The organism is Sphingobacterium litopenaei, from assembly GCF_014692495.1.
Lineage (GTDB): Bacteria > Bacteroidota > Bacteroidia > Sphingobacteriales > Sphingobacteriaceae > Sphingobacterium > Sphingobacterium litopenaei.
The window spans coordinates 1-16,309 of the sequence record NZ_JACOIJ010000021.1 but is presented as its reverse complement, the minus strand read 5'-3'; the positions used below and the strand labels follow the sequence as shown (position 1 = coordinate 16,309).

General features: G+C 36.2%; 12 protein-coding genes and 1 pseudogene. 5 read left to right on the top strand and 8 right to left on the bottom strand.

Annotated features, from left to right (window positions below):
• Positions 1–76 precede the first annotated feature (76 nt).
• A complete protein-coding gene (locus H8B04_RS11275; RefSeq protein WP_190302412.1) occupies positions 77–1,159 on the bottom strand; it encodes an oxidoreductase in 1,083 nt (360 codons plus the stop codon).
• Between the two features lie 111 nt (positions 1,160–1,270).
• Entirely contained in the window at positions 1,271–3,055 is a 1,785-nt protein-coding gene (gene argS / locus H8B04_RS11270; RefSeq protein ID WP_190302411.1) for an arginine--tRNA ligase, read from the bottom strand.
• 108 nt (positions 3,056–3,163) lie between these two features.
• On the opposite strand from argS, the gene H8B04_RS11265 reads away from it, so the two are divergent.
• Entirely contained in the window at positions 3,164–4,555 is a 1,392-nt protein-coding gene (locus tag H8B04_RS11265) for an arginine decarboxylase (RefSeq protein ID WP_165290832.1), read from the top strand.
• A gap of 69 nt (positions 4,556–4,624) precedes the next feature.
• On the opposite strand, the gene H8B04_RS11260 is transcribed toward H8B04_RS11265, so the two are convergent.
• The 6 genes from H8B04_RS11260 to H8B04_RS11235 are packed head-to-tail and all read right to left on the bottom strand — an operon-like array spanning position 4,625 to position 13,113.
• Positions 4,625–5,785 carry a sialidase family protein gene (locus tag H8B04_RS11260; protein WP_190302410.1) on the bottom strand — a complete coding sequence of 387 codons (1,161 nt, stop codon included), beginning with the start codon at positions 5,783–5,785 and terminating at the stop codon, positions 4,625–4,627.
• A gap of 12 nt (positions 5,786–5,797) precedes the next feature.
• Complete coding sequence (locus H8B04_RS11255; protein WP_190302434.1) at positions 5,798–7,747, bottom strand: family 20 glycosylhydrolase; 1,950 nt, start codon at positions 7,745–7,747, stop codon at positions 5,798–5,800.
• Positions 7,748–7,768: 21 nt separating this feature from the next.
• Positions 7,769–9,838, bottom strand: a complete 2,070-nt coding sequence (locus H8B04_RS11250; RefSeq protein WP_190302409.1) for a GDSL-type esterase/lipase family protein — start codon at positions 9,836–9,838, stop codon at positions 7,769–7,771.
• Positions 9,822–11,048 (bottom strand): MFS transporter, encoded by a 1,227-nt coding sequence (locus tag H8B04_RS11245; RefSeq protein WP_165290835.1) that lies wholly within the window; start codon positions 11,046–11,048, stop codon positions 9,822–9,824. The genes H8B04_RS11250 and H8B04_RS11245 overlap by 17 nt, the downstream gene beginning before the upstream one ends.
• 21 nt (positions 11,049–11,069) lie before the next feature.
• Entirely contained in the window at positions 11,070–12,140 is a 1,071-nt protein-coding gene (locus H8B04_RS11240; protein WP_190302408.1) for a Kelch repeat-containing protein, read from the bottom strand.
• 37 nt (positions 12,141–12,177) lie between these two features.
• A complete protein-coding gene (locus H8B04_RS11235) occupies positions 12,178–13,113 on the bottom strand; it encodes a dihydrodipicolinate synthase family protein (protein ID WP_190302407.1) in 936 nt (311 codons plus the stop codon).
• A 151-nt stretch (positions 13,114–13,264) separates the two neighbouring features.
• On the opposite strand from H8B04_RS11235, the gene H8B04_RS11230 reads away from it, so the two are divergent.
• From H8B04_RS11230 to H8B04_RS11215, 4 genes and pseudogenes are all read left to right on the top strand, one after another.
• Positions 13,265–13,978 (top strand): FadR/GntR family transcriptional regulator, encoded by a 714-nt coding sequence (locus H8B04_RS11230; RefSeq protein WP_223815389.1) that lies wholly within the window; start codon positions 13,265–13,267, stop codon positions 13,976–13,978.
• 127 nt (positions 13,979–14,105) lie between these two features.
• Positions 14,106–15,224, top strand: coding sequence for an MBL fold metallo-hydrolase (locus H8B04_RS11225; RefSeq protein WP_190302406.1), 1,119 nt, complete (start codon positions 14,106–14,108; stop codon positions 15,222–15,224).
• Positions 15,225–15,320: 96 nt separating this feature from the next.
• Positions 15,321–15,908 carry a YceI family protein gene (locus H8B04_RS11220; RefSeq protein WP_190302405.1) on the top strand — a complete coding sequence of 196 codons (588 nt, stop codon included), beginning with the start codon at positions 15,321–15,323 and terminating at the stop codon, positions 15,906–15,908.
• Between the two features lie 133 nt (positions 15,909–16,041).
• Positions 16,042–16,309, top strand: a pseudogene (locus H8B04_RS11215) (transposase); the annotation flags it as partial.

Here is a 16,309-nt window from a genome sequence, read left to right as displayed (position 1 = left end):
CGCTTGAAAAAATGAAAAGATATAGAGAATGAAAACAAAAATCCCGAAGTATACCTAACTCCGGGATTTTAATAAACTAATATTTTGAAGAAATCAGTTCACCTTCAACTGGTACAGTTCTTTTTTCTCGCCAAGAAATATCACCCAACTCCAAAATACGAATTACATCTCGAGCTTCTTCTGGCTTGATATATAAAGCCTCTTCTCCACGCAAAGTAGCTACTATATTCTTATAAAAATCCTGCCCTGTACCCACTTCGCTTAATACATATTCTTGTACATCTTTTCCATTTTCCAACAAAGACAAGGAACCTTGTATATCAGCTGGCTCTACTCCCCAATCCGCCTTTGATTCTGGTCTTACACCTGCACGGAGTAAATTCTCTTGAGGGTCTACACCTCGTTTTACAAAAGAACCATTCATACCATAGATAGCAAATCGAGGTGTAGGTTCTTTCGCAAGCATTTGACCTTTTAAGGTTACTTTTAGTCTTGGATAAGATAAGATATATTCGAAATCGTCAATTGCTTCCGCACCGTCCCGCTGTACCCGTAGATCGGCAAACACCGATTCAGGATGACCAAATAACTGCAAAGCTTGGTCTATCAAATGTGCACCTAAATCATAATGTATTCCTGATCCTGGACCTGCTTGCTCGCGCCACGCGCCTGGTCTTAAAAAATTACGGAAACGGTCAAATCGAGCTTCATAACTCACTACTCGACCCAATCGACCTTCTGCTAACACACGTTTAACCGTTTTATAATCGGAATGAAAACGTGCATTATGATGAACAGAGAGTAACAATCCCTTTTCTTTTGCTAATGCAATTAACTCATCCGCTTCTGTTGTAGTATTAGTGAATGGCTTTTCTACAATGACATGTTTACCAGCTTCCAAAGCTTGTTTTGTCAGACTGTAGTGCACATCATTGGATGTCGCTACTACTACAATATCCACTTCGGGATCATTAATAATATCATCAGCTGATAATACCCCAATCGCATCAGGGTAACGCTCAGCTAACATTTTTTGTTGCTCCTCTTTACGAGCTGTTACTTTATATAATTGTAAATCTGGATTGCTTGCAATAAATGGCGCATGAAAAACATGTCCCCCAATTGAAAAACCAATTAATCCTACTTTATATCTTTTCATAATTTTATTGGTACATATAAGATGCCAAATATAGTCAGCTATAAGCGCAAAAAAAATAATCTAACCCAAATAGGTTAGATTATTTCACTAAGTATATTTAGAAATAATGAATTACATTCTATCCGGAACTTGAATTCCTAACAATCGCATAGATTCTGCGATTACTTTCGCTGCTGAAGCCGATAAGTGTAAACGGAAAGTTTTCACGTTAGCATCTTCTGCTTTCAGGATTGTCTCTTCGTGATAGAATTTATTGTATAATCTAGCGACTTCGTATGCAAAGTTTGCTAATTGCGCTGGCGAAAATTCTTTTGCAGAAGCCTCGATTACATTCGGGAACTCAGCTAAAGCTTGAATCAAATCACGTTCGTATGAAGATATTGTTGCAGGTACAGTTACCGCAACATCAGTTGTGAATTCCGCTTTGCGTAATACCGATTTGATACGAGCGTGCGTATATTGAATAAAAGGACCTGTATGACCTTCGAAATCCACCGATTCATTCGGGTCAAACAATAGACGTTTCTTAGGGTCAACTTTCAACAAGAAGTATTTCAAAGCCCCCATACCAATAGTATTGTATAACTCTAACTTCTCTTCTTCTGAAAATCCTTCTGTTTTACCTAATTCTTCCGTACGAGATTGAGCGGTTTCAATCATTTCAGCCATCAAATCATCAGCATCCACCACTGTTCCTTCACGAGATTTCATCTTACCTGATGGTAAATCCACCATACCGTAGGACAAGTGGAACATACCCTCAGCCCAAGACTTACCTAATTTTTTCAAAATAGTAAACAACACTTTGAAGTGATAATCTTGCTCATTACCTACGACGTAGATTGATTCGTCCATGCCGAACTCATCGTATTTCAATTGTGCTGTACCTAAATCTTGTGTGATATACACCGAAGTTCCATCACCACGTAAAACCAATTTTTGGTCTAAACCTTCATCCGTCAAATCAATCCACACGGAGTTGTCTTCTTTCTTGAAGAAAACACCTTTGTCAAGACCTTCTTGGATAATATCTTTACCTAGTAAGTAGGTATTTGATTCATAATAAAACTTATCAAAGTTAACGCCCAATTGGTTATATGTTTTCTCAAAACCAGCATACACCCAACCGTTCATCATCGTCCACAAAGCAATAACTTCTTTATTGCCTGCTTCCCATTGACGCAACATTTCTTGCGTTTCCAACATCAAAGGCGCATTTTTCTTTGCTTCCTCTTCTGTTTGTCCTTCTGCTTTTAAGGCTTCGATTTCTTTCTTGTATTCTTTGTCAAATACCACATAGTATTTACCTACTAAATGGTCACCTTTCAAGCCTGAGGATTCGGGTGTTTCGCCATTACCAAATTTCTGCCAAGCCAACATAGACTTACAGATGTGGATACCACGGTCATTTACCAAGTTCGCCTTTATAATATCGTAACCATAAGCTTTCAAAATCTCCGCTACCGAATAACCTAACAGGTTGTTGCGGATGTGACCTAAGTGCAAGGGTTTATTGGTATTAGGCGAAGAATATTCCACCATTAACTTTTTACCATTTGCTGGGAACTTACCAAAGTTTTCAGCTACGATTGTATTATTCAATAAAGCAATCCAATAGGTATCCGATAAAGAGATATTTAAGAATCCTTTTATCACATTGAATGCCGAAATAGGATCTATATTTTGTTGTAAATACTCCCCTATCTCTGTACCAGTTTGTTCTGGTGATTTTTTCGAAAAACGAGTTACTGGAAAAGTAACGATAGTAATTTGACCTTCAAATTCTTTTCTCGTCTCTTGCAGAGAAATCTGTGTTTCTGGAATATCAGCACCATAAAGCGCTTTGACAGCGGCAACAGTTTGTTCAACTAGCGTTTGTTGTATCGAATTAGCCATGTAAATATTGCGTAATAATTCTATCTTTCTGATAATGAACAGGAAAAATAACACCCTAGGTATTTAGGTATTCATTTCGAAAGTATATCTTTGCAAAAATAATAAAAAATGCAGAGCTATCAGGAATTTCTTGACTTAAGTGTTGGTTTTCCCCAAGACGGATTCGAAATCATCGACGACGAATTGTATTTCCACGATTTGAACTTGATGGAAATGATTGAGACGTATGGCACGCCATTGCGTTTTACCTACCTACCTATTGTCAGTAAAAAAATACAACAAGCGAAAATCTTGTTTCAAACCGCAATTTTGAAACACAACTATCGCGGGTCTTATAAATACTGTTATTGTACGAAATCATCGCACTTCAAACATATTGTAGAAGAAGCGTTGAAAAATGATATCCACTTAGAGACTTCATCAGCCTTTGATATGCCGATGATTGATTCTTTGGAGCGTCAAGGTACGGTAACTAAAGATATTACTGTCATCTGTAATGGTTTCAAAACATATCAATACAAGCAGTACATTATTGATATGATTCATGATGGATACAAGAATATCATACCAGTATTGGATAATAAAGAAGAATTCAACTTGTACGATGATGAAATCGAATTAGAAGAGCCTTGTGCTTTGGGTATTCGTATTGCATCAGAAGAGCAACCAGATTCTCAATTCTATACTTCACGTTTAGGTATTCGTCAAGAAGATGTTATTGAATTTTACAATAACAAAATTGCAGATAACCCTAATTTCAAAGTGAAATTATTGCACTTCTTCATTAACTCAGGTATCTCGGATACACCATATTACTGGAATGAGTTGGAGAAATACGTAACACTTTACTGTAAATTCAAGAAAATCAATCCAGATTTGGATACATTGGATATCGGTGGAGGTATGCCTTTCAAAGATTCATTGGTTCATGATTTCGACTATGAATACATGGTGAATGAAATCGTAAACCGCATCAAACAAATCTGTGCGCACCACGAAGTAATGGAACCAGATATCATTACTGAATTTGGTAAATACACCGTGGCCGAAGCTTCAGGCATCTTATACAAGGTATTAGGCCGTAAACAACAAAATGACCGTGAAAAATGGTTTATGATTGATGGTTCGTTCATCACCAACTTACCTGATGTTTGGGCGTTGAATCAAAAATACATTTTGTTGCCAATAAATAACTGGGATTCGGAATATGAACGTGTCAACTTAGGTGGTATCACATGTGATGGTCAAGATTATTACAATCAAGAGGCACACATGAACTCCGTATTTATGCCTAAAACTCGTAAAGTACAATATCTAGGATTCTTCCATACGGGTGCTTACCAAGACGTATTATCTGGTTATGGTGGTATTCACCACTGTTTGTTGCCATCACCTAAGCACGTATTGATACGTCGCAATAGAGACGAAACTTTCAACTATGAAGTTTTCGGTGAAGAGCAAAACTCCAAACAAGTAATGAAACTATTGGGATACCAATAGAAAAGATAAAAGAAACGCTGTTCAAAATCTGAACAGCGTTTTTTGTTTATTACTAATGGAGAATTTAAATTATTTAATCGCAACAGGTACGAATACAATTTCTTTATACCCATCTTTTTCGTACAATACGCCAATCGAATTCTTCTTCAATAAAACTATATCGCTATAGGCAGCATATGCCCCTCCTTTATATCCCTCCGGACTTTTCGCTACTACTTTGTTAAAATACCAGGTTTTGCCTTGATCTTTGGATAAGCGTAAAGTCAAGTTATCTCGTTTATTTTCATCAGCGGCATTGCTGTGTGCCAGGATAAATTTCTTACCTTTTTTCCATGATAATACCGATGCTTGATTTATGGGATCAGGAAGATTAGTATCAGGAGCTGAAGAAATCCAAGTTTGACCGCCATCATGAGAAATAGAAATGATACGTGTTTTCGGGGTGTAAGATTGATTTCTAGACGACATATACACGGAATTCTCTCCTATTTGCGCCGCTAAAGATTCATTTGTACTGGCAAAAGGAACTTTCTCACTCAACTTAAAAGTTTTACCATGGTCATCCGAATAGTAGGCATGTGCATTCCAATCCTTATTTCCAGGAAGTGGATCCCCAGCATTGTGATTGCCTGCGATATAAATTCTTCCTTTGTTTGGTCCAGACACAAACTGAAAACCATGTCCTGGCGTATTAGCATACGTACGCCAATCTTCTTTGAAGTTGTATTCAGGATTGATTTGTGGTTGCTTTGGCCTATGCACTTGTGCTGTAATATTTACAGGCTGAGACCAAGATTGACCACCATCATTCGATACGATGTACCATACCTCTCGCAAGCCTTTCCCTTTGCGCACATCTCCTTCGTGGTCATTTCCCGTATTGTAAAATAAGAAAACTCTACCTTTTGGATATGCTGGATCTAACAAGTCCACTACTGGAGCTGGATTACCTGCTTGCAATTTGTCATAATCGACAGCAATTTGAAGTTTGCCCCAAGTCTTTCCGCCATCTTTACTTACCTTATATACAATATCTACATTTCCAAAATCGCCAGCATGATCCACACGGCCTTCCGAAAAAGCAATTAAATCTCCTGATTTTCCTTTCACAATAGCTGGAATACGATAACTCGCATAGCCATCATCTCCAGATTTGAAAACAGTCACTTCCTGCGCCATCAGCACAAAAGAAGCCGTGATAGCACAGACACTTAAAAATAGTTTCTTCATAGTATTTAGTGTTTATTTATTTATTTCTTCTTCAACAGGAATAAACGTGAACATCCATTTTGCAGGATTGTCCCAAGTTCTTCCTCTAAACTCTGCTACTGGCAATTTCAATAGCACCTCATTCCAACCTTTTTTCAACGAAATCATCGTTGGCTCTCGGTAAGAATACCCTTCATCAAGCAACGGCACTTCCAATTCACCTTTCTGTCCTGCTTGCTTCCAAACAGGAGGTGCAATACGCTGACCATTTACAAAAGCTTGACTGCCTTTATTATCCCAAGTATCTAATTCTGGTGTATCCGTCAAGTAAGATCTAGAGTGATTATTGAATCCAATCCAAAAAGGTTTTACCATATCTTTATCTGCCCAAATTTTTGTTCGCGCGTAATACGTCGTATTAGCTTTTGGATTTTGAATAGCAGTCTGAATAATATTCCCAAACCAATGCTTCAATATCACCGTGCCTCCTTCAATACTTTGATCAACTTCTAAGTTCGAATCAAAAGGGTTTTGTTCTGGTTCAAAAGATTTATGTACATCTCCTTCATTCGCATAAGGACCGATCAATTCCCATTTAATACCTATTTGCGAAACATAAGGGAATGGTCTATCTTGGAAATATTGCTTTTTATGATGCATTAATCGCTTTTCAAATTCAACAAAATCAGTATAATCTGAATCATCAGAAGATACGATATTGGCTAACCAACCTGCACGACCTCCACCCTGCCAAATACGCTCGGCAAAGGTCAATAGCGCTGGATAAATAGCACTATGATAAAACATGTCTATAGGTTTTGCAACCGCTCTATCCGGCCACGAACATAAGGTAGCACCTATTAAGTTTTTATGTTCCTTATCCACTTCACCTACTTGTCGGTGATAAAGTGTGGTTACCGTTTCCAACGGATCCATATGATTAATGTACAAATGTTTGGATTCGATATACACCAAATCTCCTTTTTCTTCAATCAATCTTGGACCGCCCATCCACATCTGACGAATAGTTTGAGGTTTTAAATTACTACCCGGATCCCAGCCTATCGTCTTTTTATTACCCAATTGTTCAACAAATCGAGTTATCTCAGGCATAAAGTTTTTGTTTGTAATTTTTACTTCATCCCCACCGATGTGAAAGATTTCCAATTCAGGAAAATTCTGTCTGAATTCAGCTAAAAGTTCTTTAATATATTTAATCCCTTCTTCGGATTGCATGTCAACACCAAAGAATCGTTTGAATGCCGCACTGTGTCCCGGCATATCAATTTCAGGCAGCAACGTGATATGTCGCTCCTTACAATATTGGATTAACTCTTTAAAATCTTGCTTCGTATAATATTGTCCTTTCCAACGCGTCATCACAGAAGCATCTGTTAAACCTGGATATTTATCACTTTGCAAACGCCAAGCAATATCTTCCGTAAAGTGAAAATGCAATACATTCAATTTGTATTGGGCCATCACATCGATTTGCTCTTTAATCATTTCCATTGGTTGGAAATTTCGTCCTACATCGATTAAATAAGCTCTCCACGAAAAAGCAGGTTCATCTTGAATATTAGCAAACTGAATTTTCTTATGGTCAACAGAAAATTGTCGCAGTGTTTGTAAACCATAGAAAATTCCTCTTGGTGAATGTGATGTTATTTTTATTTCTTTACTATTAATCAAAAGATTATACGCATCTTCCTTTCCTATTTGTTGAGTTGAAATAGCAAGATTAATAGCAGGAATTCCTTTTCTTTTTTGAACAATCTTAATGCCCCAATCATTAAGAATAGAAGTTAAAAGCTTATATTCATTCGCTAAATTTATATTAGCTTCATTGATATAAACACCTTTACTCAGGTCTAATTTTCCCTCAGCCCATTCCGCTTTTATAGGCTTAGGAATAATATTCTCTTGACTCAAACACCATATTGGCGTATGCAAAATAAACAAAGCGATAATGAAATAAATCATTCTTAATATCATAATTCTATCTTAATCGATTTTTAAACTAAATGTAGAAACAGGTACTCCCGAATCGCTAATTAAATTTCCCTCACTATAAGGTTTATATCCATATTGTATATATTTAATCAAGCGAGAATCTATGGGAATGACAATGCAGTTTTGTTCTATTTTAGCATGGTTCACTTCTACTATTTCCCCCATGTACGTGACATATTGAAGTTCAGAAATGGACTTACCATCGATTGTTCTTAAACTCTTACAGTTATTAAATTCTACAACAAGCTTATTCTTATCTTTTTTGTAAGTAATTGGTTGAGGAGAATCAGCAATAATATTTTCCTTATAACTATGTTGTCTGATCAAATCAGCCAACCTCTTCCCCACAATTAACTTATTCATAGGATGTACATCAGTAGGATGTCCGACATCCGAAGATACTGCCATGTATACATGGGGAATAGCATTAGACAATCTGCGTTGCGAATCTCTAAAATCTGGCCAAGAAGGTCTATTGATACTTGATAATTGAACAAAATAGAAAGGTAGGTCTGCTTTAAAAGCTTTTCGCCAAGAATCGACCATAACCTTGAAAACATATTCATGATGTTCAATATTATGTGCATTGCTTTCACCTTGATACCACAATATACCTTTCACCTTCGTATCCAGCCATTTTGACAAGCCTGCCTCGAAATTGTAAGAAGGATCATATGGATGACGCTGATGTTTTACTACAGATTGTGCAATATTTTTCGCCCCACGCTCACGACAAAAATCTTGGACGAAGTCCGAAGTTTTCCAAGTATGAATGTATGTCGCTAACAGGTTATCGTGTTCTAAAACTGTTCTAGGAATCCATGATTCAGTATTCGAACCTCCGACTGAAATATCAATGATACCAATAGGAACACCTTGCGATTTGTACAATTCTACAGCTGTCATATACGCTATTGCTGAGAATTCTGCTACGGATTCTTGAGTAGATTTTTGCCACTGTCCAGTGAAATATTCCAACTCGTTTACTTTATCCAAAGTGTGGGAATCCCATGTTGTATTATAAGTTTCAACTAAATTTTTATTCTTAAAAATTCTGATTTTTTCAAATGAGTCTGTTTGATGTATTATAGTATCAGCTCTTAAAGCTGCACGCAAATGAAAAACCATATTAGACTGACCTGATGACAAATATACATCCCCAAATAACACATCACTTAAACTTATTATTTCCTTTGAAGTAGTTATATCAATGGTATAGGGACCGCCTGCAGACTGTGCAGGAATTTCAACTTCCCAATTCCCTAAATCACTAGCTATAGTAGTAAAGGTTTTCGAATTAAACTTAACATGGATTTTTTGACCTGCTGAAGATTTACCTTTTAATTTATTCACAACATGGCGTTGAAACACCATATGATTCCCCAAAGTCTCATGTAAAGATAACGGCTGTGTAATAGGGTTTAAATACAAAGAAACATTCTTCGCAAGCATTTCTGCTCCCCTTGCATTGGGATGTAAGTAATCATCAAATAAATCAATCCGTGATGCTAGAATTGCATGATTATCTATCAGCTTTGCGCAATTAGCTATCGCAATTCCAGGAATCAATGTTTGTATCTGATCAAACCAATCTCTCGTGCCTGACAAGAAACGACGATGACCACTAAAGATCGGAGTCATCTTACAGACGAATACTTCTAATTGGGGATTTACTTTCTTAAAATCATCAATTAAATTGCTATAATCCCCCAAAAATTCATTCTTGTAATTAGGCCAATTCCTAGGATCTGTATCATTCAAACCTAAAGCAACGACAATTATATCCGGCTTAAAGGCTAAAGCATCTTTATAAGCTTGTGTTTTGTGATAAGGATTATGCCCCTTTCGTAATAACGTGGCTCCTAAATGCCCAAAATTTCCTACCACAAATTCATCCCCCAATAATTGTTGTAATTGCGAAGGATAACTTTTACTCGAGTCTTGAATTCCATATCCTTTGGTAACCGAATCTCCAATACATGCTACTCGCTTCTTTGCAGAAACTTGCAAGACGATAAATAATAGACATATAAAAGAGAAACTCTTAAACAGGTTTTTCATTATATTTTGGTCTTAAAACTGCTAATTGAATTATTAATACCATCAACACAATAATAGCTAATAGTGCAAAATCTGTCCCCAAGTCGCCTTTATCTGCAGAAGCTCCTAATAAATTGGTAATATAAGCACCTGCAAATACACCCACCATATTCATAATACCATAAGCCGTAGCGCGATATTTAGAAGTTACAAATTGACAAAGAATAGGCATATTGTTCGCGTCAAACATTCCAAATCCAAATCCAAAGATTAGTCCCGCACCTACAATCGCATAAATAGTACTACCATATCCAATCAAAATGACTGCAGGAATAGTCAAAGCTAAACCAATGGCACTAGTATAAACGCGCCCTTTTATATTTTTTTGAACCCATTTATCCGAAATAATACCACCAAAAATTACACCTAGCAAAGAAGAAAATGCGATAGTAATGGTAGACAGTGGACCAGCCTTTTCCATGGGAATATTTAGATTTTCAGCAAACAAAGTAGGGAGCCAGTTTTTAGTTGCCCAACCTGGTAAACTTGGCACAGCGAAATATAATAGGATTACCCAAAAGGCAATATTTCCAAAAAGAACAGTTATACCTTTGAAAATTGGAACCCTCTCTTGGAATTCTTTTACAGGCTGAGCTCTTTCTGTTGTTTCAAATAAAGTAAAACTTAAGATTAAAGCATAGGCTATTCCTATAAACCCGAAAATAATGAATGTATTCTGCCACGATAAACTCGACGCAACGGTGGCGCCAAAGCCGCCCAATGCCTGACCAAAGTATAATCCTGTCATATGTATTCCCACAGCCAAAGACCGCGTCTTGTCCGAATGATAATCAGCTATCAATGAAAGTGCTGCTGGAATATAAATAGCTTCACTAACTCCCATCACAGCGCGCAAAAAGTACAATTGCTCATACGAGGTAGCATAGCCCATAGTTAGTGTGACTCCAGACCATACAAATAAACTCGAAATGATTAACCATTTACGATTTATCTTATCCGCCAATATCCCAGCTATAGGGCTCATACAACCATATATCCAAAGGAAAATAGCCATTAGATTCCCAAATATCGCAGCACTTTCTAAAGATTTAATATCCAAAGCCATCGCAGGACGCATCGTGGATAATATTTGCCTATCCATGTAATTCAACAAGGCAACAAACCACAATAGACCTACTACGATCCAAGGATATATTTTGCTGTTTTTCATAATTTAGATGTTGGTTATAGGTTATTTTATTTTGCCGATTAAGATTTGATCCGTCCGTACTCCAGCCCTTATTTCTCCACTTGGTATAATTATCAAATCATCCTTCAAAATAGCAGTAGTAGTTACAGGACTTGCACCTTTGATAGGATCCGTTTTTTTCCAACTTTTGGTTTTTATATCATAAATCCAAACATCATGTACAAATCCGGGATGCGAACTTTGAATTGCATTTTTTTTACGTATTAAATCAGCTTTTTTAGTTTCATCCACTTCTAAATTAATAGCACCAATAAGTTCTTCTACCCTATGAAATGTTTTTGCATTATCCCCACCAATAAGAATGATATTTCCTTTATAAAAAACACCAACGCCTGCCGCTATCGCTTCTGGTAATGTGTCTACATTCGTAATTTTATTTGTTTCAATTTGTAATTCATACAACGCATTATAAATTTTACTTTTTGAATTCAAATTACGCTTGCGCCCTCCTGCAATATAAATACGAGAATCTCCATCACTTACCACCACAGCATGTGATACTGCACAAGGTAAGCTCGCATATTCCTCCCAATTGGCATACTTTGAAGATTTAATATTTAATCGATATATTTTATCGGAAACTTTATCAGCATTCTCTCCACCTACAAAATAAATATAATCTCCAACCTGCGTGGCAGCACCATTCGTCAAAGCTTCTGGTAAAAAGGATAAAGCTTTACGATGCAATTTATTACCTTTCATTAAATAACAGAATACATCAGCTGTGGCTTGCCCCATTCTTTCACCACCTATAGAATAAAATACCTTCCCAACAGTGACATTAGCACTATAAGCTAAACTATCTTCGAATACTTCAGTCTGCTTTAATTTCAAATGAGTATTAGCTATGGAATAATGGTATGACTCTTTAGTGTACTGCTTCGCTCCTCCCTCCCAAGGCATACCATTCGGAAAATTAGCGCCACCAGCAACTACTAATACATCTTCAGCAATCCCCGAAACTGGTCCTGCTACACCAGGATGATACCTCTCGCCAGTTGCTGGAAGTATTCCACCAACAGACCAATCTATTTTCAATTCGGGTTCAGACATAGAACAAGAGGATAAAACTATACTGAAAAGAAAAATTTTAGACACATACATTTAAGGTAGATTTGAAGTTTTCAAAACCTAAAGATGCGACATCTTGTTTGAATTTTTCGAAAGAATCGCTACTCATATTGGAAACGGGTAATCTAAACTCTCCACAATCCATTTCTACTAATTTCATATAGGCTTTCCCTGTCGCGATTCCTCCATATTTACCAAGTAAGCGAATCATATCAATTGATTTTTGTTGCAAGACATTCGCTTTATCCAAATCACCTTGTTGATAGGCTTGAATCAAATCATGATATAAGGGCGCAGCATAATTATAGGTACTACCTACAGCACCTTTACAACCTAAAACTAGAGAAGATAACATATTTTCATCCCTTCCCCACAGCATATTGTATTTACCATTTTGGTAATTCATGCACGATAAGAAATCCATAAAATCTTCATGTGTATATTTAATACCTGAGAAAGTTGGGATTTTACCGTCTATTTCCTGCAACAAATCATACATCGAATAATTCCCTCCCGTTAACACGGGAATATGATAGTAATAGAAAGCGGTACGAGGAGCAACTGCAGCAATTTCCTTACAGCATTTAGCTAATTGAACTACATCAGCTGGCTTGAAATAAAAAGGTGAAGTGAAAGAAATAGCATCGGCTCCTACTTCTTCCGAAATCTTTGCCAATTCTTTACATTCTTTTATATTAGTTCCGCCTAAAAACATGATCAATGTAAAATCTGGATCTTCTTTAGTGATTGTTCCCCAGGCTTTAAGCACTTCTACTTTCTCCGCAAAAGTCAAAGAAACTCCTTCACCAGTAGAACCACATATAAAAGCACCTTTCACGCGGTTAGTTTTCAATAATTGATAATATGCTGGAATGATATCTAGATTAAGTTCACCCGTTTCGTCAAAAGGTGTGAAGGGAGCAGCTATTAAGCCATCAATTTTCTTATAATTCATAATTTAGTTTTCGGATAAATATCATTATGTATGACATAACAAATGTAGTAAATTAATATTCATTTACCAAATATGTTAGACATAACACAAATAACAAACGCAAATATTAATTTCATTTACTATATTTGTCGATATAAAATTATAAACTAATATGAACGAGGCTTTAAATGAGTCCATGGCAGTGTTTAGTTATATTGACACCTCCAGTTTAGTAGACAAAGCGGAAAAATCTATTATAGAATATATAAAGATTAATAAACTCAAAATTGGTGATAGTCTTCCAAAGGAATTGGAACTAACTGAAAAATTGGGTGTAAGTAGAACTGTCATTCGTGAAGCATTATTGCGATTAAAAAGTATAGGTCTTATTGAATCTAAAAAGCATAAAGGTGCGGTCCTGACCAATCCAGATGTATTGCGTTCTTTCAAAAAAATATTTCATCCTTCTTTGTTAGATGAGGGTACATTAAAGGATTTATTCGAATTACGTCTTGCCCTAGAAGTGGGAATTGCGGATTTTATCATTAATAATATTACCGAAGAAGATATAAAGGAGCTGGAATCCATCACAGAAGAAATTGTTTCTGGAGATGCAGCCCTGCCTTGGAGTATTGAAGATGAAAAGAAGTTTCACGGAAAACTCTATGAGATTTCAGGCAATAGCATGTTACTCGAACTTCAGGAGCTTCTGATTCCTATTTTTCAATATGTACACCAGTCCGGCATCCTGGACAAACCCATTATGGAAGGAGAATTTATCTCGCACAAAGAATTAGTTGACATTCTTAAACTACGAGATGCTGATGCTTATAGAAAAGCAATCCGAACTCACCTAAACAACCATTTTGCTCGTATTTTAAATTAAAAAATCAAAGCCATGAATAGTTTCATGGCTTTGATTTTTTTCTACATTTCCCCTTCATTTCAGGAGCTTTTGAACTACCGTAATATGACTTTCTAATTAAATAAATAGCAGTATTTTAGAAAAAATTATGGCAAGAAAAATCTTCAAAAAAACTATGCAAATTTTATTGGTTATTCTTCTAATTACTTTAATTGGAGGAATGTTATATATGCGCTCGGATCGTTTTGGCATCAATGCTGCAGGAGCTAGACTTGAGCGAATGCAAAAATCACCCAATTATAAAAATGGCGCATTCGATAATCTTGAAAATACGCCAGCTTTAGCAGAAGATGCTTCCTACAGCAAAATGCTTCGTAAGTTCTTTTTTGAGAAAAAAGTTAGAAATAGCCCTTCCAATCCTCTTCCTGTAATAAAAACTGATCTTAAAAATCTTCCTATTGATAGCAATTTGTATGTATGGTTTGGACATTCATCTTATTTGCTGCAATTGGATGGGAAAAAGATTCTTGTAGACCCTGTATTAAGTGAATATGCCTCTCCCGTTCGTATTAGTGCGAAAGCTTTTCCGATGGAATATGTTTATCAACCTGAGGATATGCCCGAAATTGATATTTTAGTAATCACACATGATCATTGGGACCATTTAGATTATAATACTTTCAAAGCTATTCAACAAAGAGTAAAACATATTGTGACAGGATTAGGTGTGGCAGCGCATCTTGAAAAATGGGGCTTTCCGACCGAAAAAATCACAGAACTCTATTGGGGAGAAGAGGCTTACGTTGATGGATTTAAATTTACATCAGCCACTGCACGCCATTTTTCGGGTCGTACATTCACCCGTAATACCACTTTGTGGTCTTCTTTTATATTACACTCTATCACTAAGAAAATTTATATTGGCGGAGACAGTGGATATGGCAAACATTTTAAGGAAATCGGCGAACAATATGGACCATTTGATTATGCTATTCTTGAAAATGGACAATATAATCAAATGTGGAAATACATTCATATGATGCCAGAAGAGGTCATTACAGCAGCCAATGAATTGAAAGCAAAATATACTATGCCCGTTCACTCGTCTAAATTCGCTTTAGCCATGCATGAATGGGATGATTCATTGATTCGTGTAGCTAAAGCTGCTGAAGAAAACAACTACCCTATCGTTACGCCAAAAATTGGACAAGTAGTGTCGTTAGATAATTATGTTAAACTTCCGAATTGGTGGGAAGGAATTGATTAAATAAAAAATTAAACCACCAGATTATTTGTATTTCTTAATATAGATTAAGTTTTCAACTAACTTAATTAGTCAACTTTGTGCTTAAATAAGAAACATATGAAAACATTATTTAACATTCTAGCAGCTTTTATAGCTTTTACTAACATTGCAGTAGCGCAAGTCAAATGGTCTGTAGATCCAGCCCATACAAACGCGCGTTTTGAAGTAAAACACTTGGGAATAGCTTTCGTAGATGGACAATTCAAAACCTTAGAAGGAAATGTAGAATCTGCTACAGCTACTGATTTCAACAATGCAAAAATCAACTTCAGCATTGATGTGAATAGTATTGATACACGTGTCGAAATGCGTGACAATCACCTTAAATCGGATGATTTCTTTAGTGCAGCTAAATTTCCTACTATGAAATTAGCAAATGCTACACTAAAAGGTAATGATGGAAAATACATACTAACTGGAGATTTGACAATTCGCGATGTAACGAAAAAAGTAACGTTTAATGTTGTTCAAAATAATGGTATCATCACTGACCCTTGGGGAAAAACAAGAGCAGGCTTTACAGCGACAACTTCTATTAATAGATTTGACTATGGAATTAACTATGCAGACAAATTGCCAACTGGCGTATTTGCTGTAGCTCCTGAAGTACAGATTACTATAAATGTAGAAGTGGTGAAGAACTAAACACACACACTACAATAATATAAAATGGAGGCTGTCTCAAAAATAGACAGTCTCTTTTTTTTGATTTCAACGCCTCATAATTTGGTTTAATCAATTGATTATCATATATTTATAGTGTAATCAACGTGTTTTTATGGCCAAAAGAGTACCTATCTTTAAACCTTATTTTCAAGACCAGATCATGGCAATTCCTCCAAGCCTGGATGAATTGGTATCTAAGTCACATCCTGTTCGGATTGTTAAATGATGTAATCAATCGAATTAATATTCAAGGGTTATTGGCTGCCTATAAAATTAAAGGCTCCTCTAGCTATCATCCTCAAATGTTATTGAAGGTTTTAGTTTTCGGCTACCTTAGCAATATTTATAGTAGTCGTAAATTGGAGATGGCATGCCGCGAA

Bases quoted from the DNA above. Each gene is read 5' to 3' on its own strand.
- H8B04_RS11245 (WP_165290835.1), bottom strand. From the start codon at position 11,048: ATGAAAAACAGCAAAATATATCCTTGGATCGTAGTAGGTCTATTGTGG.
- argS (WP_190302411.1), bottom strand. From the start codon at position 3,055: ATGGCTAATTCGATACAACAAACGCTAGTTGAACAAACTGTTGCCGCT.
- H8B04_RS11235 (WP_190302407.1), bottom strand. From the start codon at position 13,113: ATGAATTATAAGAAAATTGATGGCTTAATAGCTGCTCCCTTCACACCT.
- H8B04_RS11225 (WP_190302406.1), top strand. From the start codon at position 14,106: ATGGCAAGAAAAATCTTCAAAAAAACTATGCAAATTTTATTGGTTATT.
- H8B04_RS11255 (WP_190302434.1), bottom strand. From the start codon at position 7,747: ATGATTTATTTCATTATCGCTTTGTTTATTTTGCATACGCCAATATGG.
- H8B04_RS11240 (WP_190302408.1), bottom strand. From the start codon at position 12,140: ATGTCTGAACCCGAATTGAAAATAGATTGGTCTGTTGGTGGAATACTT.
- H8B04_RS11230 (WP_223815389.1), top strand. From the start codon at position 13,265: ATGAACGAGGCTTTAAATGAGTCCATGGCAGTGTTTAGTTATATTGAC.
- H8B04_RS11265 (WP_165290832.1), top strand. From the start codon at position 3,164: ATGCAGAGCTATCAGGAATTTCTTGACTTAAGTGTTGGTTTTCCCCAA.
- H8B04_RS11275 (WP_190302412.1), bottom strand. From the start codon at position 1,159: ATGAAAAGATATAAAGTAGGATTAATTGGTTTTTCAATTGGGGGACAT.
- H8B04_RS11220 (WP_190302405.1), top strand. From the start codon at position 15,321: ATGAAAACATTATTTAACATTCTAGCAGCTTTTATAGCTTTTACTAAC.
- H8B04_RS11250 (WP_190302409.1), bottom strand. From the start codon at position 9,838: ATGAAAAACCTGTTTAAGAGTTTCTCTTTTATATGTCTATTATTTATC.
- H8B04_RS11260 (WP_190302410.1), bottom strand. From the start codon at position 5,785: ATGAAGAAACTATTTTTAAGTGTCTGTGCTATCACGGCTTCTTTTGTG.